The sequence below is a fragment of the Sphingomonas alpina genome (assembly GCF_014490665.1).
Taxonomy (GTDB): domain Bacteria; phylum Pseudomonadota; class Alphaproteobacteria; order Sphingomonadales; family Sphingomonadaceae; genus Sphingomonas; species Sphingomonas alpina.
The window spans coordinates 2,889,149-2,912,077 of record NZ_CP061038.1; the positions used below are offsets into that span (position 1 = coordinate 2,889,149).

Sequence of the window (22,929 nt, forward strand, 5' to 3'; positions counted from 1 at the left end):
CATCTTCTTTACAATAAAAAGCGTCGTGGATATTTTTGAGTCAAATCCGAGTCTAAATGAGTTTCCTGACAGAAACGTTAGGCAATGATTATAGATTAGATACTTTTACTTACCCTTAGAGGCGCGCCTCTCGGGAATTTTTCACTCGAGCTCTTCATGGTATTAACTTTAGGAGTGGGTATGAACTATCTGGAGCGAGCTGCAGCATGGGGACAGGATGTCGAAGCGCTCAAGCGTGGAGAGATCGTCACAAGCGAAGTCATGATGAACTCGATCGCCGAATACCGCGCGTTCTTCGAGCCATGGCAAACCGATGCACATCGCAAGGCCTATACCGAAAACCGCACTGATCAGACGGGGCTCGACCCCGACATGCAATCGCTGCTGGACCATGTCTTCGGAGAGCAGGAACTGACGCCGGAGCTCGACGAACTGGCGCAGAACATGTTTCCCCTGCCGATCCTCGTCACCTCGGGACAAAATATAACGGTCAATGGTGATCAATCCTATGGGCCGAATGGATCAACCCTGGGGCTCAACGCCGGCACCCTTACCTTCGCCAGCGGCTCGGTGATCATAAATTCTACCGTGAGCACCATTGTCGCCGACAATCTGGTCGTCGCCCCCAGTTACACGTCGGATCATCCCTTTATGATCGCAATCACCGGCAATGCCGGGAATGCCGGACTGCCGGGTGAGGCCGGATCGAACTATACCACCTCGGCAGCGACCGGCCAGGCCGGCCATTACAAGATAAAGGGCACCTGCACGTCCGGCGGCACGGGCGGGACAGGGTCAACGGGAGGAACCGGCTCGACCGGCAGCGTCGGAAACATCGGAAACGACGGCACGACCAATTCCTATTCGACCATCACCATATCAGCCTATGATCCGTCCAATATCGTTTCTTTCGTGATCCAGAGCTCCTCCGGTGCCGGCGGCACCGGTGGCACCGGTGGCGCTGGTGGCAACGGCCAAAACGGCGGAACCGGCGGAGCCGGGTGCAGTTCAGGCTGCGAGGGCAGCGACGGCGGTACGGGCGGCACGGGTGGCACGGGTGGTACGGGTGGCGTCGGCGGTACGGGCGGCAATGGTGCCCCGGGCACGCCGTTTACCGTCAACTGGCCGTCGAGCGCCTCAACCATGCTGGTAAAACAACCAGTCAACGCAGCGCCGGGGGCTGGCGGCGCGGGCGGCGCGGGTGGACAGGGCGGCAGCGGCGGTGGCGGCGGAGCCGGCGGCAAGCATAACCATAGTGGCGGGCAAGGCGTGAGCGGCGGTCCCGGCACCGCCGGCGCGCAGGGCAACAGCGGAACCCAGACCGGCACAGCGGGGACCATCACGGTCGTTTACAGCAACTGAGTCGCCGCAGTGGGGCTGTTCGAGTCAAGACAGGTTCAGTCGAAACCGGGTCAGGCTGGCCCTATTCTATCGGGGCCCGTTCAATCGGGGCCAGATGCTGACGCCATATGCACATTGGCCGGGCTGGAGGCGTTGAATACGCATCCGGCCCGGTTACTTGAAGCCCCGGCCGAGCAGGGCGACCTGCCCTATGGCATCGCCTTGATGCGCGTCGCGACCCCGTTGCACGCACGCACCCTGCTTGCCCCGGCCGATCCGGAAGAAAGACAACGCCGCAGCGCCGTCTTCTATCAGCCCAAAGCCTATCGAATTCGGGAGCGCCTGCCGCTCGGCCAGCATGACCGCATGGAAGAATTTCTCATGGCCGATGGCCATCTCCATGAGCGGGACAAGGCCGGCCATGAGCGCCATTTCCCAATTCACCTCAAATCGATCCGGCTGCGCGAGCTTCGACTTGCCGCGGGAGAGATAGCCGATCTTTCCGCCACCAGGGCGGACTGGCCTTGGCTGCATTTTCGCGAGGAGCTTTATCTGCGCGTGTGCATCGACCGGCTGGTGGTGGCGCCGGGCGCGACTCTGCGCTGGTCGGGCAATATCGCCAGCGTGCTGATCGGCAACCTGACTGCTGCGACGACGGGCCTGACGCCGGACGCGCCGTTTACGATCCAGGTCCGGGGGACGCCGCATTACTGCTTCAGCGGTGTACGCCCCGGGGCGACCGCGGCGGGGATGCCCGGGGCGCCGGGCCGGGGCGGGCGCGACGGCGTCATCTCCAACATGCGGCAGACACCGTTCGGGCCACAGCCCATGCCCCCGGAACCCGGCGCTTCAGAGCCCAGTGGCGATGGCGGAACAGCTATGCCGGGCCAGCCTGGCGGCGGCGGAACTCAGGGACACAGCGGTGGCATGGCCATGCTCGCCGGTATCGAGATCCTCGCGGTGGAGGGTCTCAACCCTAATGACTTCCACCTCGATGTGCAGGCCAGCCCTGGAGAGCCCGGGGGAGCCGGCGGTGATGGCGGTCCGGGCGGGGCCGGAGGGCGCGGCGCGCCGGGCTGGGCGCACCCGCGTCGCACGAAGACGGCCGGACAGGGCGGCAATGGCGGCGCCGGCGGTGACGGCGGCGCTGGCGGCAAGGGTGGCGCGGGAGGGCTTGCCTCGCATATCTTCCTCACGCTGCCGCAAGGCGCACATGATACGCTTGAGCTCAATGTCCGCCCCGCGCCGGGCGGCCTTCCGGGCAAGCCGGGTCACGGCGGCGGCGGCGGACGCGGCGGACCGGGCGGCATTGGCGTCGACCATCCCTTTGTCGGCAAGGACCCCGATGGTGCGGCCGGCCATGACGGTGCACCGGGAGAGGCCGGACAAGCAGGATCCGCGGGGCGACTGGGCAATACGCCGCCGGTCTGGGTCCATGCGGCATAAGCGCCCATCCCGCGCGGCGCGCATCAACCTCGTCGCGGTCCCCGGATTCTGCTGCACCCCCGCCCCGCTGCTTTGCACGAACACCTCCAAGGGAGAAATATGATGTCCGATTTTTCCAGCAATTTCTTCACCGCGCGCCAGAATTTCACGCTGAAGAACCCGAGCAACAACGCTCCCTTCGGCACCGGGCTCGTCACCTATCAGGTGCAGCGCTTCTGGGATGTCGCAAATCTTGGCGGCGAACTCGCCTATCTGGTCACGATGATGCAGCGCCTGATCATTCCCAACCAGACCGCCTATCAGCCCGGGCAGCCCAGTACGTCGTCGAACGCCTATAATAATTACCCCGCCATCTTGCAGAACGCCGTCACCCTCACGGTGAATAACAATCCCGACATCATTCTGCGCAATATTTTCCCGCGCACGCTCAACGCCCAGGTCTCGACGTCGCAATCACAAAGCGGCCAAGACGGGACGTCGAGCAGCGTTCAGAACACCAGCGGCTCGAACCAGAGCACGGTCAATTCCTACGGGGTGTCGCTTTCTGCAGGACTCAGCGGCACGACGCCGCTCTTTTCCCGCACCAGCCAGCATGGACAATCCTTCACCAACGGCACGATGCAGTCCCAAACCAGCGGAAACAGCAGTTCATCGAGCCAGAATCTGGGAGCGTCCCAGTCGATGAGCATCAAGGACTGGAGTTCCTTCGGGTTGATCGACAGCACCGGGGTCAATCCAAGCTGGCTCTTCGGCCAGACCTATCCCTGGGATGTGCTGCAATATAATCAGCTCGGCAGCTCCGGCACCGCCATCAACCTGCCCAATTTCGTGGTCGCGCAAATGTATGACTCAGGTGCAAACCTGGTCCTCCCGCCAAGCCAGCTCTCCCAGTTCGGGCTCGACTTCACGATGACCGCGAACTGGCTGCTGGTCTATCCCGGCCCGATCACCGCGGAGGAAACGATCCAGTTCACCCACGCCACGACCTTCTACACCGCGAGCCATAGCGCCTCCAGCGGCACGCCCCCAATCACGGCCACGCTGCAGGCCGCGAGCAACGCCTATACGTCTAGCTATACCTCACCGTCGCTCTCGCTCAGCCTTTACGGACTGTCGCCGCTAACCGCCCCGACTGTCGCTCAAAGCACCGCGATCGGCTTCTCCGCGGCCAACTGGACGATCCCGCCGACGTCCGCGCTCGGCACCTGCAAGATCGTCTCGCCCGGCGATACGCTGCAGGTCGAGGCCACCGGCTTCGATGCCGGCATGACCTCCGACTTTTCCGCAGCGACGACCAGTGTGACGCTGACCTTCAAGGTTCCGGACCATAATGTGCCTTATACGCTGGCGCTGATGCACTGGATCGGCGCGGGGAGCGACCCGGTGGAAGTGGCATGGAGCGTCAACAATGGCGCAGGCTCCGGCACGATCTATGTGGACAGCCAGGAGGGAGCGGGCGCGCAGGGCAATGCCAGTGTCGTCGCGCTGCGCAACACCGATTTCTCCTCGATGAGCTTCCATGATTATCTCATCATCGGGACCAACACGATCACGCTGACCATGACGGCCGATGGTTCGAACGGGGCATCCTACAGCCTGAATGCGATCGCGATCGGCGTGGACGGGTGAAACGGACAGCGTCGAATCCCCTGACGGGCCAGCCTCCAGCCAAGAGGCGCTGGCACGAAGACAACCGCGGGGATGCCTATGACAAGTTCAAACAGCTGGGCAGAAAATTTGCGAAGAACCCCGGCCTGACGGTCTCGCTGCCGGAGCTTCCCCGCCCTGCGGAGATGAAGGTTGATTTTCTGGACCGGGCCCTGGATGCGACCGGTAAGGTGCTCGCGACCAACAAGTTTGGCGCCCCGTACCGTGCCGCCTGGGACGCGCAGGATGAGCTGTTCTCGACTGCAAGCACCCGCAACTTCATCGAAGGGTTGCTGGATGGCTTGCCCCGCAATCAGATCGACGACGCGGTCTGGGCGCGCTGGTCGAAAATGGTCGATACGATTTCGACTCTGCGCGTGCCGACCAAATTCTCCGGCTTTTCAACGGATGCCGCGCCCATGCAGCACCCGACCGCGGCGGGCGTGGGATATTTCTCGGCGGCCAAGACGGCGAGCAAACACTCGAATTACGACAATACGCGAGTCAAATATATCGCGTACAAGCTTGAGCTCGCCGAGACGGCGGGGGAAAGCCTCGAAGAACAGCTCTTCGTGGCGATGCGCGCTTCGCTCGAATTCTCACTGAACTATTTCACCGCGCCCGTGACCGCCAGCAACGTGAAACTCCATTCGACGAAAGCGGCAGTGGATTCCGCCGACCCGTCCTTGCAGGAGCAACTCGAGTCGCGCGAACGCATCAAGGATATCTACGTCAAACTCGGCGGCACGCTGCGAGAACTTCCGCCCGCGACAACGGAAACCCCGGAACAAAGCTGGGGCCGCGCCTGGCAGCAGGGTCTGCCGATCACGGCGGATGATCCTTTCCCGATTGCGCCGCCCAGCCCCAGACGAACGCGGCGCAGCGCGAATCCGGTTCAATCCAGCGTGCCCACGGCACTCCCGCCCGCCACGACGACCGTCTTGCCGCAGGCGCCTTTCGCTACGCCGGTCAGCATGGTCGCCACCGTACCAGTCACGTCGACCAGCCCCCTCGCCGACCCGCTGGCCCCGTCGTTCACCACAACGACTCTCGCCAACGCAAACCCGTTTTCCACCAGTACGACGCTGTCGAACCCGGCCGCCGCCAACATCTTCGTGCCCGCCTTCCTTCCGCCGCTCGCCGCCCTGAACGACGTTGTCCAGGGAGTCACACAAGCAGCCTATCAATTCTTGACGGGCCCCGCGGCCTGGCTGCCCGGGTCCGAAGGTGTCCCGCTTGAGGAACTCTTTTCGTATGACCTGGAGGACATTGACTGGGACGCGGATATCGGCCGGGAAGACAGCGATGTCGCCGACAATCCGGCGGCCCTGAATGTCGCGGATACCACGGGCCGCACGAACAATACTCAGCAATCCGACCTCGACCAGCAGGATCTCAGCGACGATTCCGACCTGGATATGCTGTCATCCTGGCAACAGGATTATCTCAACGAAGATCAGGAAAATTACCTCGATGAGGGGGGAGGAAACAGAGGAAGAGATCGACCTGAGCACCTATCCATTCCCGTCGGTTCCGACCACTTCCCCCTGGGATTCCGACTCGCTCGTGAATTCGCTTCCATCTCCGCCGACCACCACCCCCGGTCTCTCCGAGAATGTGTCGGTCGATGGCGTGTCTTCGGGCGGGGCGGATTTGGCCGATTTGGCGTTCGCGCTGTAATCGGCGAACACCTCCCCGCCCCCGATCCGGGCCGCTTTACGTCGGGGATGGCGAATTACCGTGACCCCGGCAGGATAGGCGGCTGCCGCCTTAAGCCTCTGCCGCGATCTCGCGTATCGCCCGTTCGAACGCTTCGGCCGGCTGCCCCCGGAAATCAGATAGCGCTCGTTGATCACCACCGCTGGCACAGCGGAAATGCCGCGCCCCTGCCACAACCGCTCGGCATCACGCACCTCCTGCGCATAGCGGCCCGAGACAAGCACCTCCCGCGCCGCGACCGGATCAAGCCCGGCCTGTCCGGCGACATCGACCAGCACATCAGGATCGCCGGGATTGCGGCCATGCGTGAAATACGCCTCGAACAACCCCTTCTTCAGCGCCGCCTGACGCCCTTCCAGTTCGGCCCAGTGCAGCAGGCGGTGCGCATCGAACGTATTGTAGATCCGGCTCTGGTCGGTGCCTGCCATGGTGAAACCCAAAGCGGCGGCACGCGCGCGGATCGCCTCGCGATTGGCGGCCGACTGTTCCGGGGTCGAGCCGTATTTCTCCGCGACATGCTCGACGATATTCTGCCCCTCGGGCGGCATCGCCGGATTGAGCTCGAACGGCTGAAAGCTGATGTCTGCCGTCACCACGTCCGATGCATTGGCCAACGCCTGTTCCAGCCCACGCAGGCCGATGATGCACCAGGGGCAGGAGACGTCCGAAACGAAATCGATCTTCATTGGCTTGGTCATGTCGGGCACCGCAAAAGGAGAAGCTGTGGCCGATATAGGAAGCGTTCGCGCGATGTCAGCCCGCGCGCTGTTCAGGCCAGATAGCGGATGATCATCCCCCCGCGAACCGGCAGAGCAATGCCGCGATGAGGAAAGCGGCGCCGAACGAGAACAGCCAGTTGACCTCCGCATTCAGCACCAGCGACTGCTCCGCATCGAGCAATCCCGCATCGCGTCGCTTCATTTGGCGCTGAGTCAGCAGCATCGCCAATAGGCAGAACAATGCCAGCGGTACATAGCCGAACAACAAACCCGCCAGGCTTCCATATGATGCCGTTCCAGCACTGAACCGGTGGAGGAGGTGCACGATCGCTCGTTGATTGCCATAGGGCGCAAAGGTGATCAGCAGGATGGCCATGCCGACCAGATGGATCAGCACATGACGTACCCGCATCCACCCCGGCCATGGCACGGCCGGCGATGGTTCGGTCCGTTCCGATCCGAAGCGCGGTGCGCTTTCCATGACCCCCAGCCGTCCCGCCCCGCGCTTGTGATCGATATGCCAGAACCAGCGATATTGCCCCGCGTGCATCAACGGCAGCCCGGCGATCGCGATGATCGCCACCAGCAACAGGTTAAGCGCAGCCTCAGCGGAAACCGGCCGCGCCGGATCGCGATTGAGCAGGATGACCAGGCCGATCCAGATCGGCAGGATGATGGCCGTACTCAGCCAGCTTGCCATCAGGATCAGGAGAACCCGCTGCCACCCTGATCGGCGCCGCATCCAAGGGCCGAGCCGTTCCAGAAATGATCGGTCGCGGCTCATCAGGCTCTGATCACAGAACCATATCGCCATGACAAGGTTAGAGAACTCTGCCCCGCTGTTCCGAAAAACTGCAATGATGTCCTCAATCCGGATTCTGCCAAAACGTCACCGGAAACAGCCCGACGCGCATGTCCGGCCTTCTCAAAGCCAGCATCAACCCGCATGGTGCGGCCATCCTGGTCTGCGTTGGAAACAAGCCGATGAATATTGCCCTGTGGTTGCCGATCGGTATCGTGGCGCTCGCGCTCATCGGCGTGGTGTTGATCTACAACCGGCTGGTCCGTGCCCGCGCGCTGGTGCGCGAAGGATGGAGCGGGATCAGCGTTCAACTACGACGCCGGGCCGATCTTGTGCCCAATCTGGTCAACACGGTTGCCGGCTATGCCGATCACGAGCGCGGCCTGCTCGACGAAGTCACTGCCCGGCGCAGCGAAGCAACTCAAGCGGCCAATCCCGGCGATGCCGCCCGCGCGGACAGCGCGCTTGGCGGCGTGCTCGGCCGGCTGATGGTCGTGGCGGAGGCCTATCCCGCGCTCAAGGCGGATGCGAATTTCCGCCAGTTGCAGGATGAACTTTCGGAGATCGAGAGCGAGTTGCAAGGCGCCCGGCGCTATTACAATGCCACCGTCCGCGACCTGAACACGCGGATCGCTTCCTTTCCGGACCTGCTGGTGGCGCGCCCGCTCGGCTTTCGCGAGGAAGCGTTCTTCGAGGATAATGACCCCGCGATCGCAACCGCGCCTACGGTTCATTTCGACCGGAAAAGCTGATCGTCATGCTAGGATTGCCAAGGCTGATCGCCGCACTGGCGCTGCTCGTCGCTGTCCCCGCCGGGGCACAGGAACGCATCACCAGCTTCGTCAGCGATGTCCGGGTCGGGGCCGACGGGACGCTCGACGTGGTCGAGACGATCCACATCGTCGCCCAGGGCGACCAGATCAAGCGTGGCATCCAGCGCGACTTCCCCACCAGCTATCGCAACGGGATCGGGCGAAACATCGTGGTCGGCTTCGACGTCGTTTCGGTGGCGCGCGACGGGCATCCCGAGCCCTATAAGCTGATGGGGATGGAAAATGGTGAACGCGTGCGGATCGGCGATGCCGATACGCTGCTGCCGCCGGGCGAGCATGTCTATCGCATCCAGTATCGCACCACGCGCCAGATCGGCTTCTACCGCGATTTCGACGAGCTTTACTGGAATGCCACCGGCACCGGCTGGACCTTCCCGATCGAGCAGGTTGAGGCGCGGATCACGCTGCCCGTCGCCGTGCCGTTCGGCAAACGTGCCGTCTATACCGGCGCAGAGGGTGCGACCGCGCAGGACGCGGCGGTTACGGATGAACAGCCGGGGTGGATCATCTTCCGCACGACACAGCCGCTCGGTCAGTATGAAGGCCTCACCGTCGCTGTCGCATGGCGCAAGGGGGTGGTGGCGGAACCGAGCGCCGCGACCCGGCTCGGCTGGGCATTGCGCGAAAATGGCGCGATGCTGCTGGCGATTGCCGGACTGCTTGGGATACTCACCTATCTCGCGCGCACCTTGTGGCGGGTGAAGCGCAATCCGGATCCTCGCCCGGTCGTTCCGCTCTTTTCCCCGCCGGACGATCTTTCGGCCGCGGCACTGCGCCTGATCTGGCGGATGGACTTCGACAACCGCGCCTTTTCCGCCGCGATCGTCGATGTCGCCGTGCGCGGCTGGCTGCGCATCGTCGAGGCGCCGGGTAGCTGGGCCAAGCCGTCCCGGACGCTGGAAGAGACCGCGGGAGCCACGCCCCTGCCGGCCGCCGAGCAGAAGATGGTCGGACAATTGTTCAAGGGCCGCCGGACGACGATCGAACTGACCCAGGATAATTACGAAGCACTGTCGGACGCCCGTGCTGCGCTGGGTGACGGCCTGGATCGCAGTCTGGGCGAGGATCGCTATTTTTCCGATGCGGCAAAGAAGAGCTTCCTGGGCTGGAAATTGTTCGGTGGCCTGTTCCTGCTCGTGGCGCTGTTCGTGGCGCTGGTCGACACGACGAACCCGCTGCTGACCCTTTTCGGCATTGTCGGCGGGCTCGTCGCCGGGCTGGTCGCGCTGCGCTTGCTCAGCCAGGCGCGCAAGACGACCCGCGCTCGTAAAGGCGGTTGGCGGATCCTCTCATGGATCGCGTCGATCCTGATCTGGATGACGATACCGATGCTCGCCTTCGTGCTGCTCGGCATCGCAGTGACGAGTTACAACCCCCTGGCCATGGCCGTGCCGCTGATCGCGATTCCGTTCATCGCCCTCACGCAGTCCCGGCTGCGCGCGCCGACCGCCGAAGGATGGCCGATGCGCGACCGGATACTGGGCTTTCGCCATTATCTGTCGGTGACCGAGGAGGATCGGCTGGAAACACTCAATCCGCCGGAAAAGACCGCTGCCCTGTTCGAACGCTATTTGCCCTATGCGATCGCGCTGGAGGTGGAGAATCGCTGGGCGGAGCGCTTTACCGGGGTGCTCGCCGCCGCAGCGGCAGACGGCACGACGACGCAATCGGTCGGCTGGTACAGCGGCAGCAGCGATCCCTGGCGCAGTACCTCCGCATTCGTCTCCACAGTCGGCGCATCGCTTTCGTCGACGATCGCGTCGGCGGCGACATCGCCGGCGTCGTCCAGCAGCAGCAGCTCGAGCGACAGCTCGTCAAGTGGATCGTCCGGTGGCGGATCCTCGGGCGGCGGCGGCGGCGGCGGTGGCGGTTCGGGCTGGTGATGCGGATCTAGAGAGTCATCGGCTCGGGTGGAATCATCTTCCCCCGTTCGTCCCCGGACTTGATCCGGGGTTGTCGAAGCACCGCTCTTCCCTCTTGCGTCAGAAAGAGAAGAACGGCCCCCTTCGACCTGCCAAGGCAGGCGTTCAGTGCGGGGTGACGGCCGCGAGCGCCCGGCGGGCCTCGGCCTTGTCGGGCTCGATCGCGAGCGAACGACGGAAGAAGTCGGCCGCCCGGGCCAGGTCGCGCGTCACGCCCGAGCCGGCCTGATAGGCGCGGCCCAGGTTGAGGCAGCCATCCGCGTCTCCCAGGTCACAGGCCTTGGCGAACAATGTCCCCGCCTGCGCCACATCCTTCGCAACACCACTGCCATTCTGGGTCAGTGATCCGAGATTGCCGCACGCGGAAGCGTCGTCCCGGTCGCACGCCCCGACATAGAGCGACGCCGCACGCACCGGATCCTTCTTCACGCCGAGACCCTGATCGTAGACCACACCGAGATTATAGCATCCGCCGGCATCATCGCCGTCGCAGGCCTTTTCGAACAGGCGTCGCGCGCGCTTCAAATTGATCTTCGCCCCGACCCCGAGCGTATAGGCCGCGCCAAGGCTGGAACAGGCGGCGGCATTCGTTTTGTCGCACGCCATTTTGAAGTAGCCGACCCCGCGTTGGGCATCCTTCACCACCCCCTCGCCCTTCACATAAGCGAGACCGACATTACCGCAGTCGGCGGGGCCGCCTTTCTCACAGGCTTGCGCGAACAGGGCGGCCGCGCGCTCGGCATTGCGCGTGACACCGTCGCCATTGTGATAGGCGATGCCGAGCAAGGTGCAGCTATTGGCCTCATCCATCGCGCAGGCTTTGTCGAACAGCGCCGCGGCACGGACTTGATCCTTCGCGACGCCATCCCCTTCGGCAAACCGGGTCCCGAGCCGCCGGCAAACCACTGCATCTTTGGCTTCACACGCCTCCTCGAGTTGCTTGAGCTCCGCGACATCTTCGTCGGAGGGCGGCTTAGTCTCTTCACTCGCGGGCGCGCCGGGCGTCGCGACCTGGACCGGTTCAGGCGTCTCCGCAGACGGCGGAACGGAGTCCGCAGCAAGGGCCGCCCGGCCCGTCAGCGCTTCATGCAGGCTATGCGCCTCTTCCGGCTTGTTGCCGCGCGCGATCAGCGCCTCGGCGAAGGCCACTTCATCCATGGCGAGCGGGAACAGGTCGTTCGCTACCCGGTGCCCCTCGTCGCCGCACGCGAAGCGCAGTTCCGCATCGCCCAGCGTGTCCGGCGGGACCGCTCGCATCGGTTCCGGGCGGGTCGAGGATTGCCCGATCTCTCGCCCCTGCTCATCGTACCGTACCATGGACAGCAGCCCGAGCTTGCGCTTGCCGCAATCGGCACGCATCCGGGATTTGGTCATGACCTCCGGCTCGCCGGGGCGGATCACATGCATCGTCCAATAGGTGACGATGTCCTTTTGGCGCTCGATCGACTGCGCGTCGACGAACAGGACCCGGCCGGGCCCGCTGTTCACATACCACCATTCGGACGCCATGGCGGGAAACGGCGCAAGCAGCGCGAGACAGGCCGCAACGCGGGCACACCAGTGATGCGACATTCATTCTCCCTTGGCCCGGTTGGGGACGGCTCGCCGAGCCGCCGTGCGCGTGGTCGATGCCATGCCGCAACGATATCCAAACACCAATCCTGCGCAGAAGGTCCGCATACGCGTCGATTCAACGCGAGCGCCGCTTGAGGCAGCTTCGTGCTGGACGGTTCTCCATCTCGGAGGCCGGCGCGCTCTTTCACATCATGAAATAGGTGATTGTTGGTGCTGACTGTTCCAGCAGGATCAGCCAGCTTCGTCGCTGTTCCCTGGCTGATAAGCTGGCTGATAAGCTGGCTGTTACCTGGCTGTTAGCTGGCTGTTAGCTGGCTGTTAGCTGGCTGTTATTCGATAACAGCCAGGACGGTCACAAGACACTGAAAACACATCAAAATCCTCTCCCGGCAATCCAACTTAACAGCCAAGAAAAATTATATTCCGCAATAACAGCGGGAACAGCCAGCTCGTGACGCCGAAACGGGCGGCTAAGCAGCGACCCTGGCCGCGAAATCTCCGGCGCTTCCCTTCAGGTTGCTCAACCGGCCATCGAGCACATCGAAGCCGCGCCCCACACCGTCGATCTCGGCAGCCACGGTTTCGGTATCCTCGCGGATCGCCGCGATGGTGTTGGACATGGAATCCGCCGCCAGTGCGGTTTCATCGACGGCTGCCGTGATCGCCGTCACGGTCTGCGCCTGTGCCTCCATCGCGACGCGGATGCGGTGGGCGCTTTCCTGCACCTCGGCTACGGTCGCCTTGATCCCGGCATTGGTGTCGACGGTCGAACGGGTTGCCGACTGGATCGCGGCGATCTTGGCGGCGATATCGTCGGTGGCGCGCGCCGTCTGGCTCGCCAGCGATTTCACTTCCTGCGCAACGACCGCGAAACCGCGACCGGCATCGCCGGCCCGCGCCGCCTCGATCGTGGCGTTCAGGGCGAGCAGATTGGTCTGCCCGGCAATGTCACGGATCAGCGCCAGGATCGATTCGATCGACTTGGCATGGTCGGACAGGGTCTCGGACATGCCGACCGCCTGCCCCGCCTGGATCGACGCGCGCATCGCGATGCCGGTCGCCGCTTCGACTTCGCTGCGGGCGTCCTCGATCGCGCGGATCAGGCCCGCGGCCGTGTGTGCCGCTTCGCGCATGGCGACCGCCGATTGCTCGGCAGCGGCGGCGACTTCGGATGTCTTGATCAGCATGCCGCGCGCCGATGTCGAGCTCCGCGCCGCCTGCGTGCGCAGATCGCCGCTTTCCTGCGTCGCGGACTCGACCGTCGCCGCGATCCCGTCGCGAAAACTATCGGCCAGCATGTCGCGCTGCCGCCGTGCATCGAACATCGTGTAGGCGCCGTAGAGCGTGGCGTAGATATCGCATTCGAGCGAGCGCAGCCGCGAAAAGACTTCGTTCATGCGCTGCCGCTCTTCCTTCGAGCAATCATGGCGGCTCGACAATATGTCGAGCGCCTTGGACGCTCCTGCACAGGTCATCGACAATATGGCAGTGAGCGAGACGCCCGCAGCAAAGGCAGCAGCAACGGTGCGCTCGGCCGAACGCACCCATTCGAGCTGGCCGGGGTGACGATAACGATTGCGCAGATAATCGATGCCGAGCTGGATGGCGCGTTCATGGTCATGCGATACGAAACGCTGCTGATCGCCGAAGAAACGATGCCATTGTTCCCAATGCGTTTCGGACACCACGCGCGCATCGGGCTCGAGGATTTCCCAGATCGCCGTCCCGACTTCAAGATCGCCGGGCGTGAAGCCGAACAGCGACAATTTTTCGGCGATATCCAGCGCTTCGCTGATGCTGCCGGGTTCGGGAAGATGCTTGGTCATGGCGCTTCCATTGCAAGACGCCCGCTTCAACCGCGAGCGGACATCCGACCCTTAGGAAAACGCGGTTAAGAACAGGTTAGACGGGCCGCGCACGCGAACCTCCGGAATGGGCAAATAAGTGCTTTAGCTTTCTAACACACACGATAAGATGCAGCGCAAAGGGAGATCAAGCGTGCTCGAACTCAACGCCGTCACTCATATCTATCCGAACGGAACCCGCGCACTCGACGATGTGACGCTCAGCATTCCCAAGGGAATGTACGGGCTGCTCGGTCCGAACGGCGCGGGCAAGTCGACCTTGATGCGCTCGGTCGCGACATTACAGACACCGACCTCCGGCACGATCCGCTTCGGCGACATCGACATCATCGCTAACCCTGAAAAGCTGCGCGAGCGGCTCGGCTATCTGCCGCAGGATTTCGGCGTCTATCCGCGCGTCTCCGCATACGACATGCTCGATCACATGGCGGTGCTGAAGGGCATCGCTTCGGCGCGCGAGCGCAAGGAAACGGTCGAGACATTGCTCAACCAGGTCAATCTCTGGGCGGTGCGCAAAAAGGCGATCGCGGGCTTTTCCGGCGGCATGCGGCAGCGCTTCGGCATCGCCCAGGCGCTGATCGGCAATCCCGAGCTGATCATCGTCGACGAGCCGACCGCTGGCCTCGACCCGGAGGAGCGCAACCGCTTCCTCAACCTGCTGGCCGAGATCGGCGAGAATGTCGTGGTGATCCTGTCGACCCATATCGTCGACGATGTCGCCGACCTCTGCCCACGCATGGCAGTCCTGGCGGCAGGCAAGATCCAGCTGGAAGGCGCCCCGCTCGACCTGATCGCGCAGGCGCGCGGCAATGTCTGGGCGAAGACGATCGATCGCGCGGAACTGGACGAGTATCGCGGCCGGCACGAGATCATCTCGACGCGCCTCTTCGGCGGCCGGACGATCATCCACATCCTGTCCGACAGCGATCCGGAGGATGGGTTCACGCCGACCGAAGGCGGCCTGGAGGATGTCTATTTCTCGACGCTGGCCCGCACCCGCCGCGTCGCCCCATCGCTCGCCGCTTAAGGGGAACGCGAGCATGTTCGGCAAGATCGCGCGGTTCGAGCTCCGCTATCAGCTCCGCAACCCGGTTTTCTGGGTCGTCGCCATCCTGTTCTTCCTGCTCACCTTCGGGTCGATGACGGTCGACCAGATCCAGATCGGCGGCGGCGGCAACATCCACAAGAACGCGCCGGTCGCGATCGTCATGACCCACCTGATTCTGTCGCTGTTCTTCATGTTCGTGACGACCGCTTTCGTCGCCAACGTGATCGTGCGCGATGATGAAAGCGGTTTCGGGCCGATGGTCCGATCGACCCGGGTGAAGAAGTTCGATTATCTGATGGCGCGCTTCCTCGGTGCGTTCGTCGCAGCGGCGGTCGCTTTCCTCGCGGTACCGCTGGCGATCTGGCTCGGGTCGCTGATGCCGTGGGTCGATTCCGAGACGCTCGGGCCGAACCGCTGGAGCGATTTTCTCTACGCGTATCTGCTCTTCGCCCTGCCCAACCTGTTCATGACGTCAGCAATCTTCTTCGCCGTCGCGACCATGACCCGGTCGATGATGTACAGCTATCTCGGCGTCGTCGTTTTCCTCGTACTCTATGTCGTGCTCCTCACCGTCATGGGGTCGAAGCCCGAACTGCGCGACCTGTCAGGCTATATCGAGCCGTTCGGCATCCCCGCATTCCGCAACGCCACGCGCTACTGGACGGCGAGCGAAGCAAACGGATCGATCCCCGCAATCACCGGTATAATGATGGCCAACCGCCTGATCTGGTTTGCCGTCGGGCTCGCGGCATTAGCGCTCGCTTATACTCGGTTCAGCTTCACCGAACGTGGGGCGTCGAAGCGAAAACTGCGCAAACAGGCACGCAACGACGCGAAGCTTGCCGCAACCGAACCACGGATCGTTTCGGCATTGCCGCCGGTGCGCCCCGCGGCCGCGACCTGGGCACGCCTGTCGGCACGATGCCGGTTCGAGATGCGGCAGGTGTTCCGCAGCCCGGCCTATTTTGTGCTGGTGGTGATCGGGCTGTTCAACGCGGTAGCAGGCCTGCTTCTTTCCAACCAGATCTATGGCACCCCCGCCCGCCCGCTCACCTTTGCCATCATCGACACGTTGCTGGGCACGTTCGGGATTATCCCGCTGATTATCGCAATCTATTATTCCGGCGAGCTCGTGTGGCGCGATCGAGAGCGCAAGATGCATGAGATCATCGACGCGACCTCGCTGCCCAACTGGGCCTATATGTTGCCCAAGGCTCTGGCGGTCACCGGAGTGCTGCTTTCGACGGTGGTCATTTCAGTCATCGCGGCGATATTGGTCCAGCTGTTCCGTGGCCAGCATGACCTCGCCTTGGGTCACTACCTTGCCTGGTATGTCGCGCCACAAGCGGTGGACCTTGCGATCATGGCGATCCTCGCGGTGTTCGTTCAGGCACTCAGCCCGAACAAATATACCGGCTGGGCCGTCATGGTCGTCTATCTCGTCGGAACCCTGACCCTGAACAATATCGGCTTCGGTCACCCGCTATACAATTACGGCAGTGTCGGATCGCAGCAATTCTCCGACATGAACGGGGCGCAGATCGGCGGCGCGCTCGGCTGGTGGCTCCGGCTTTACTGGGCCGCATTCGCGGTGATGCTGGCGGTGTTTGCGCACCTGCTCTGGCGGCGCGGCACCGAGACTCGCCTGAAGCCGCGCCTCGCGCAATTGCCCCGCCGGCTGGTGAGCCCGGCGGGTGCGATCCTCGCCGGCGCGCTGGTCGTCGCGGCGGTGACCGGTGGGTTCCTCTATTACAATATGGATATCCTCAACACCTATCGCACGCAGGAAGACGGCGAAAAGCGGCTGGCCGCGTTCGAGAAGAAATACCTCAAATATGAGACGCTGCGGCAGCCGTCGCTGACCGACATCACGATGAATGTAGCACTCTATCCTGCGGAGCGGCGCGCCGAGACCAATGGTACCTACCGCTTCGTCAACGATACTGGCGCACCGTTGCCGGCGCTCCATGTCCGCCTGGCGGACGAGGATACCCGCATCGTCGCGATCGATATTCCCGGCGCGACGCTGGCGTCTGACGATGCGGACATGAAATATCGCATCTACCGCTTCGCCAACCCGCTCGCGCCCGGCGCCACCGGCACTCTCACCTTCCGAACCGAGCGCCGGCAACTCGGCCTGCGTGCCAATGGCGACGACACATCGCTGATCGCCAACGGCACATTCCTCAACAATTTCAACCTCACGCCGCAGATCGGCATGAACCGTGACGGATTGCTGACCGATCGGGCCAAGCGCCGCAAATATGGCCTCACGCCCGAACTGCGCCCGGCCAAGCTCGAGGATGTCTCGGCGCAGCGGCGCAACTATGTCGGCGACGCCGATTGGGTGCATGCCGACATCACCGTTTCGACCGATGCCGGCCAGGTACCGATCGCGCCAGGCCGCAAGGTCGCGGACACGACCGCGAACGGACGACGCACCGCGCACTTCGTATCGGGCGCGCCGATCCTCGCCTTTTTCTCGATCCAGTCGGCGCATTATGCCGAGAAATCGGAAATGGCCGACGGCGTGAAGCTGTCAGTCTTCTACGATGCCAAGCATAGCTATAATGTCGATCGCATGCTCACTGCGATGAAAACGTCGCTTGGCTATTACCGCGCCCATTTCGGGCCTTATCAGTTCGATTATGCGCGGATCATAGAGTTCCCGGGTTACCAGACCTTTGCCCAGGCGTTTGCCGGCACGATCCCCTATTCGGAACGGATCGGCTTCATTGCCGACACGCGCGACCCCGACAAGATCGACTATGTCACCTATGTCACCGCGCATGAGCTGGGCCATCAATATTGGGCGCACCAGCTGATCAGTGCAGACATGCAGGGCGGCACCATCATGGTCGAGACCATGGCGCAATATTCCGCGCTGATGGTGATGAAGCACATGTATGGCGAGGACAAGATTCGCCGCTTCCTGAAATACGAGCTCGACAGCTATCTGCGCGCGCGCGGGTCGGAGCGGATCGAGGAACTGCCGCTCGATCGGGTCGAGAACCAGCCCTATATCCATTACCGCAAGGGCGCGGTGGTGATGTATCTGCTGCAGGATCGCCTCGGCGAGGACCGGGTCAATCACATGCTCGCCGGTCTGCTCGACAAGTTCCGCTTCAAGAGCCAGCCCTATGCCCGCTCGCTCGACCTGGTGAACGGCTTCCTGTCGCTGGCGCGCACCCCTGCCGAGCGCGAGCTGGTGCTCGACCTGCTCGACCGCATCACCATTTACGACCTGAAGGCGACGACCGCGACGACGCGCAAGCTGCCCGACGGCAATTTTGAAACCGCAATCACGGTCAATGCGGCGAAATTCTACGCCAACGGCACCGGCGTGGAAAAGCCGGCGCCGCTGGTCGACAGCATCGCGATTGGCTTGTTCGACCAGCGTCCGGGGCTTGGCGCCTTTGCGGCGAAGGATGTGATCTCGATGACTCGCCTGCCGGTCAAATCGGGGCAGCAGGTGATCCGGTTGGTGTCGAAGCGCAAACCGGTCTTTGCCGGGGTCGATCCGTACAACACCTATATCGACCGCAACAGCGACGATAATGTGGTGGCGGTAACGGGAGGGTAGGTTTCAGCTCTCGGAGGCGCCGGCCTCGGTCCGGACTGGCGCATTGCCGCTGCGTTCCCACACGCTCTTCAGCGCGCGGCCGAGCATCGCGGGCAGTCCCGGCCGCACCAGCAGCCAGTCGCGGATCGCCGGTCCCTGTTCGGCGCCGATGACTCGCTTGTAGCCGCTATCGCCCGCGCCCCAGTCGACTGTCGTGATGCCGTCCTCGAGCGCGCGGACGAGATTGCGATAATAGAGCAGCTTGCCCGGGGAATGCTTGCCGAAAGCGGGATCATAGCTGTTGGCGATGGCGTATTTCAGCGCCCCGGCATTGACGTCAAACGAGAAGGCGGCGGGTGCGCCGTCGACGGTAAGCAAGGCCGCCCACATCATCCTGGCCAGCGCCGGATCGGCTGCCGCGGCGCGCCAGAAGGCGCCGTGCCCCGTCTCGGTGAACTTCGCATCGCTCCCATCGGTGCGCGCCGCGATCCAGCTCTTCTCCTCGACCGAGGCGAGCGCATCGAAGCCGCCGGCCGCCCAGTCTTCGCCGCTCAGGAAACGCCAGTCGAGCGCGCCATGATCGCCAAGATGCTTTTCGTGAAAGCGGTTCTTGCGCAGGGTCGAGTTGCGCGGCCAGGTGCCCTCGGCCTGCGCCGCCGCCATGTCGAGCAGATAGCTGTCGGCCACGAACCGGTCGAGCACTACCCAGCCCTTCGCCCGCGCTGCTATGAGCAAGGGTTGAAGCGAAGGGTCGTTGTCATAAACGGGACCGATGCGCAGCGCGTTGACCTCTCCGCCCAGCCGATCAACCAGCGCGCCGAATGCGGCGGCGTCGGCTGCGCTGCTCGCGGGAAAACTGCGAAATGGCCAGTAACAGCCCGGTACTGCCGCAAGCCGCGCCGGGCCGGGACCGAAGCGGACCATCGGCAGCGCGACGACCGGGTTGCCGTCCTGCTCGATCACGATCGTGCGCGCAGCACCACCATAGGCCTGCAGCGCCGCCGCAAACCATTGATAGCGCAGGAAACGATGCGTTGCGGGCGCGGCTTCGGCCACCAGGTCCAGCAGCCCCGACAATCCGTCGAGCGCAACCGCGCGCGTCATGGCGGGCAGGCGGACAAAGTCGTCGAGGAGCATCGGCTTGTTCATGCGCGACGCTATAAGGGGCGATGCGTTACCAACCTGTTCAAGCTTGACCGCATGAGCGCGCGCACGTCACAGTCGCGCGATGTTCTCCACACCCGCCGTCACCACCATCGCCCAGACGATCCAGCTCTCGCTGAGCCCCGTCTTCATGCTTGCCGGGATCGGTGCGCTGCTCAACGTCCTGGCCGGACGCTTGTCGCGCGTGGTCGATCGCGCCCGGGCGATCGAACAGCTTCACCCGCGCTCGACCGGCCCGGAACATGATCGCCACGTGTGGGAATTGCGCCTGCTCGACCGGCGCATGACGGTGATCAACCGGGCGCTGGTACTCGCGGTATCGAGCGCCGTGATGACCTGCCTGGTCGTCGCCGGCCTGTTCGTCGCCGAACTGGCCAAGCTTCACATCGGCACGGTGGTCGCCATCTCGTTCATCCTCGCCATGGCGCTGCTGATCGCCGCGCTGATCTCGTTCCTGATCGAGGTGCGCATGTCGCTGACCGCGATCCATATCCGGCCGGAATTGCTCGAACGGAGCTAGAATATCGTCAGCCGCGCTGGACCAGCACGGCGGCAGCCACGATCAACAACAAAAAGAGCCCTGCCGCCGCCGCCGCGATGCACAAAATGGCCAGCCATGTCCGCGCGCTGCCGAGGCTTGGTCTATGCCCGTTGGCGGTCTTCGTGCCGAGATACGCCAAAGCCCCGAAGGCAATCGGCGTAGCTCCGCCAACCGCCATCGCCATCGCCCCGTCCGGGGCCGTGGTACGCCAGATCAGCGCGAACAGGCAGGTGCCGACAATCATTCCTGCAATCAACGCACCCAGAATCAGGAGAATACGCATCAGTATCTTTCAAGAACCGGTTGAATCGCCGCCAGCGACATGAAGGTGGGAGTGAGCGGCGGAAGATAACACTCAGTGACAGACTCCAGTTATCGCACCCCGCCCAGTCCCGCCCCGACATCAGCGACCGGCAGATATTTTGGCGCGACACGCGCCTTGCTCGCCTGCTCATAGGCATAACCGGCATTCAACACCGTCTGATCGCCATAGGCGGTGGCGATGAACGACATGCCGACCGGCAAGCCCTTGACCAGCCCCATCGGCACGGTGAGGTGCGGATAGCCCGATATGGCGGGCAACTGGCTTGCGCTCGGTCCGTCGAAACTGTCGCCTGACACACTATCGCTGAGCCAGGGCAGGCCATAGGTCGGCGCGACGATGACCGTCGCGCTGGCGGTCTTGAGGATTGCGTCGATCCCCTCCGCCCCCGCCAGCCGCAGCGACTTGGCGCGCGCGCCGAGATATTCCGCATCCGTCAGGCCGCGTGTCTTGGCCGCGATGAGGAAGGTCTCCTGCGCGAAGAACGGCATTTCGGCCGATTTGTTCGCATCGTTGAATGCAATGACCTGATCGAGGTTGCGCGTCTTCACGCTTGCGGGAGTCGAAGCGAGATAGGCATCGAGATCGGCCTTGAATTCAGTGTGGAGCACATCTCCCTCGGCTTGGCCCAAACCGTCGAGCTTGGGCTGTTTCGCCTCGACCAGCACCGCCCCGGCCTTTTCCAGGACGCGCAGTTCGGCTTCATATTTTGCCCTGAGCGCCTCGGGCATGTCGGGCTGCAACACGGCGACGCGCACGCCGCGCAAACCATCGGCCGACAGCGACGCGGCATAGTCGCGTACGTACTTCCCCGCAGCCCGCGTCGCCGCATCCGCCGGATCGGCGGCAACCATCGCGGAGAACAGAATCGCGACGTCGCGCACGCTGCGCGCCATCGGCCCGGGCGTATCCTGGCTATGGCTGATGGGCACGACATGGGTGCGGCTGACCAGCCCGACCGTCGGCTTCAGCCCGGCAAGCCCGTTCATCGACGCCGGGCAAACCACCGACCCGTCGGTCTCCGTACCCAGCGCCGCCGCGGCAAAGCTTGCCGCGACAGCCGCGCCGGAGCCGCTCGACGACCCGCATGAGCTACGGTCGAGCGCATAAGGATTGCGCACCAGCCCGCCGACCGCGCTCCAGCCGCTCATCGAATGGGACGAACGGATATTGGCCCATTCGCTGAGGTTGGTCTTGCCGAGGATCACCGCGCCGGCCTTGCGCAACCCGGCCACCACCGGCGCGTCGCGGTGCGTGATATTGTCCTTCAGTGCGAGGCTACCCGCGGTGGTCGCAATCGGGTCGAGCGTTTCGATATTGTCCTTGATCAGGATCGGAATCCCGTCGAGCGGACCGAGCGGCTTGCCCGCCTTGCGCCGCGCATCGCTTGCCTTGGCCTGGGCGAGCGCATCGGGGTTGATCGCAATCACTGCGCGGAGCGTCGGCCCGGTACGATCCATCGCCGCGACCCGCGCAAGATAGGCCTTGGTGATCGCCTCGCTCGATGCGCTGCCCTTGGCCATCGCAGCCTGGAGTTCGGAGATCGAGCGCTCTTCGACCGTCGGAGCGACCTGAGCGGAGAGTGGCCCCGATACCGTGATCGCCAGTAACAATGTCAGTCGAAAACGCCGCATCACTTTGCCCCCATCATGCGAGCCGGTCAGGCTTCGATTCATGCGGCGACTGTGCGGCACGGAGCGCAGGGCAACAAGCCCAGGCATGACGGTTCAAGGCACCGGCCGCGCAACAGGGTCATCACTTGCACGGTAGCTGATCCGGGCGCCTCGCGCCTGGCCTTCTTGCCGGAAGATGCGCGCCTTTTCCGCATGAGACACGAGCAACATGCCAGGCCGCGCCCATGTCATCCGCAGCCAGATACCCTCTCCATCGGCCTTTGCCGCGCCGTGGCCGGAATCCGCAGTGAAGACCACATCTGCCTGCGCCGTGTCTTCGCCTAGCGCGCCGATGGCGATGCTGGTCGCATAATCGGTCGTCGCACCGCAATCGCGGATATAGTGATAGGCAACGCGAGTGCCGGAAGGGTCGAGCAATTTTTCGACTAGAGTGTTGCTGCAGAGATCGCTCGCTCCACAGCCGGTGAGACAGAATGCGACGATCGTGAGCAGCGGCAGCCTCATATGAGCGACCATGACCACCCCTGATCGCAAAGCCCAGACATGAAAAGAGGCTGCCGATGCCCCGTCAAGGGCACCGGCAACCTCCTGACATGGTCAGCGGCCGGAAGCTCCAGCTTGGGAGACCATGCGAACCGCTAAGCTCCGATAGACGGCGACGTTGATTGGGGGAAAATACCCCCCGCCGTCATCCCAAAGAGCTAGCGGCGCGTCCCCCGAACGAACTGAACCGACCCCATTGCTGAACCATGAGACATCGGATCACCTCCTTTCGCTTGTTGAAACGGC

15 protein-coding genes and 1 pseudogene are annotated in these 22,929 nt (G+C 63.5%); 8 read left to right on the forward strand and 8 right to left on the reverse strand.

The window, feature by feature from the left end:
* The first annotated feature begins 180 nt into the window (after positions 1-180).
* From H3Z74_RS24635 to H3Z74_RS13345, 3 genes are all read left to right on the forward strand, one after another.
* On the forward strand, positions 181-1,362 hold the full coding sequence (locus tag H3Z74_RS24635; protein ID WP_187760137.1) for a hypothetical protein: 1,182 nt from the start codon (positions 181-183) through the stop codon (positions 1,360-1,362).
* A gap of 132 nt (positions 1,363-1,494) precedes the next feature.
* Positions 1,495-2,787: a hypothetical protein gene (locus H3Z74_RS24640; protein WP_187760138.1), complete on the forward strand. Its 1,293-nt coding sequence runs from the start codon at positions 1,495-1,497 to the stop codon at positions 2,785-2,787.
* Positions 2,788-2,889: 102 nt separating this feature from the next.
* A complete protein-coding gene (locus tag H3Z74_RS13345) occupies positions 2,890-4,416 on the forward strand; it encodes a hypothetical protein (protein ID WP_187760139.1) in 1,527 nt (508 codons plus the stop codon).
* A gap of 1,788 nt (positions 4,417-6,204) precedes the next feature.
* Here H3Z74_RS13345 and H3Z74_RS13360 read toward each other — a convergent pair.
* Both H3Z74_RS13360 and H3Z74_RS13365 read right to left on the reverse strand, forming a co-directional pair.
* Positions 6,205-6,851, reverse strand: a pseudogene (locus H3Z74_RS13360) (DsbA family oxidoreductase).
* Positions 6,852-6,942: 91 nt separating this feature from the next.
* Positions 6,943-7,572, reverse strand: coding sequence for a hypothetical protein (locus H3Z74_RS13365; RefSeq protein WP_187760143.1), 630 nt, complete (start codon positions 7,570-7,572; stop codon positions 6,943-6,945).
* 284 nt (positions 7,573-7,856) lie between these two features.
* On the opposite strand from H3Z74_RS13365, the gene H3Z74_RS13370 reads away from it, so the two are divergent.
* Both H3Z74_RS13370 and H3Z74_RS13375 read left to right on the forward strand, forming a co-directional pair.
* Complete coding sequence (locus tag H3Z74_RS13370; RefSeq protein WP_229726566.1) at positions 7,857-8,426, forward strand: LemA family protein; 570 nt, start codon at positions 7,857-7,859, stop codon at positions 8,424-8,426.
* A gap of 5 nt (positions 8,427-8,431) precedes the next feature.
* Positions 8,432-10,390: a DUF2207 domain-containing protein gene (locus H3Z74_RS13375; RefSeq protein ID WP_229726567.1), complete on the forward strand. Its 1,959-nt coding sequence runs from the start codon at positions 8,432-8,434 to the stop codon at positions 10,388-10,390.
* A 144-nt stretch (positions 10,391-10,534) separates the two neighbouring features.
* Here H3Z74_RS13375 and H3Z74_RS13380 read toward each other — a convergent pair whose 3' ends face one another.
* Positions 10,535-12,001, reverse strand: coding sequence for a tetratricopeptide repeat protein (locus H3Z74_RS13380; RefSeq protein ID WP_187760145.1), 1,467 nt, complete (start codon positions 11,999-12,001; stop codon positions 10,535-10,537).
* Between the two features lie 473 nt (positions 12,002-12,474).
* On the reverse strand, positions 12,475-13,830 hold the full coding sequence (locus H3Z74_RS13385) for a methyl-accepting chemotaxis protein (protein ID WP_187760146.1): 1,356 nt from the start codon (positions 13,828-13,830) through the stop codon (positions 12,475-12,477).
* 172 nt (positions 13,831-14,002) lie between these two features.
* On the opposite strand from H3Z74_RS13385, the gene H3Z74_RS13390 reads away from it, so the two are divergent.
* Positions 14,003-14,896 carry an ABC transporter ATP-binding protein gene (locus tag H3Z74_RS13390; protein WP_187760147.1) on the forward strand — a complete coding sequence of 298 codons (894 nt, stop codon included), beginning with the start codon at positions 14,003-14,005 and terminating at the stop codon, positions 14,894-14,896.
* Positions 14,897-14,909: 13 nt separating this feature from the next.
* Positions 14,910-18,500 carry an ABC transporter permease/M1 family aminopeptidase gene (locus H3Z74_RS13395; protein WP_187760148.1) on the forward strand — a complete coding sequence of 1,197 codons (3,591 nt, stop codon included), beginning with the start codon at positions 14,910-14,912 and terminating at the stop codon, positions 18,498-18,500.
* 3 nt (positions 18,501-18,503) lie between these two features.
* Here H3Z74_RS13395 and H3Z74_RS13400 read toward each other — a convergent pair whose 3' ends face one another.
* The gene (locus tag H3Z74_RS13400; RefSeq protein ID WP_187760149.1) at positions 18,504-19,628 is read right to left on the reverse strand and encodes a GNAT family N-acetyltransferase; all 1,125 of its coding nucleotides are present in this window, start codon (positions 19,626-19,628) and stop codon (positions 18,504-18,506) included.
* 79 nt (positions 19,629-19,707) lie between these two features.
* Here H3Z74_RS13400 and H3Z74_RS13405 point away from each other — a divergent pair, with 79 nt between their 5' ends.
* Positions 19,708-20,163: a DUF2721 domain-containing protein gene (locus H3Z74_RS13405; RefSeq protein ID WP_187760150.1), complete on the forward strand. Its 456-nt coding sequence runs from the start codon at positions 19,708-19,710 to the stop codon at positions 20,161-20,163.
* Between the two features lie 7 nt (positions 20,164-20,170).
* On the opposite strand, the gene H3Z74_RS13410 is transcribed toward H3Z74_RS13405, so the two are convergent.
* The 3 genes from H3Z74_RS13410 to H3Z74_RS13420 all read right to left on the reverse strand — a co-directional run bounded on the left by H3Z74_RS13410 (position 20,171) and on the right by H3Z74_RS13420 (position 22,644).
* The gene (locus H3Z74_RS13410) at positions 20,171-20,467 is read right to left on the reverse strand and encodes a hypothetical protein (RefSeq protein ID WP_187760151.1); all 297 of its coding nucleotides are present in this window, start codon (positions 20,465-20,467) and stop codon (positions 20,171-20,173) included.
* A gap of 89 nt (positions 20,468-20,556) precedes the next feature.
* The gene (locus H3Z74_RS13415) at positions 20,557-22,140 is read right to left on the reverse strand and encodes an amidase (protein ID WP_187764314.1); all 1,584 of its coding nucleotides are present in this window, start codon (positions 22,138-22,140) and stop codon (positions 20,557-20,559) included.
* Between the two features lie 93 nt (positions 22,141-22,233).
* On the reverse strand, positions 22,234-22,644 hold the full coding sequence (locus H3Z74_RS13420; protein WP_187760152.1) for a hypothetical protein: 411 nt from the start codon (positions 22,642-22,644) through the stop codon (positions 22,234-22,236).
* Between the last annotated feature and the right edge of the window lie 285 nt (positions 22,645-22,929).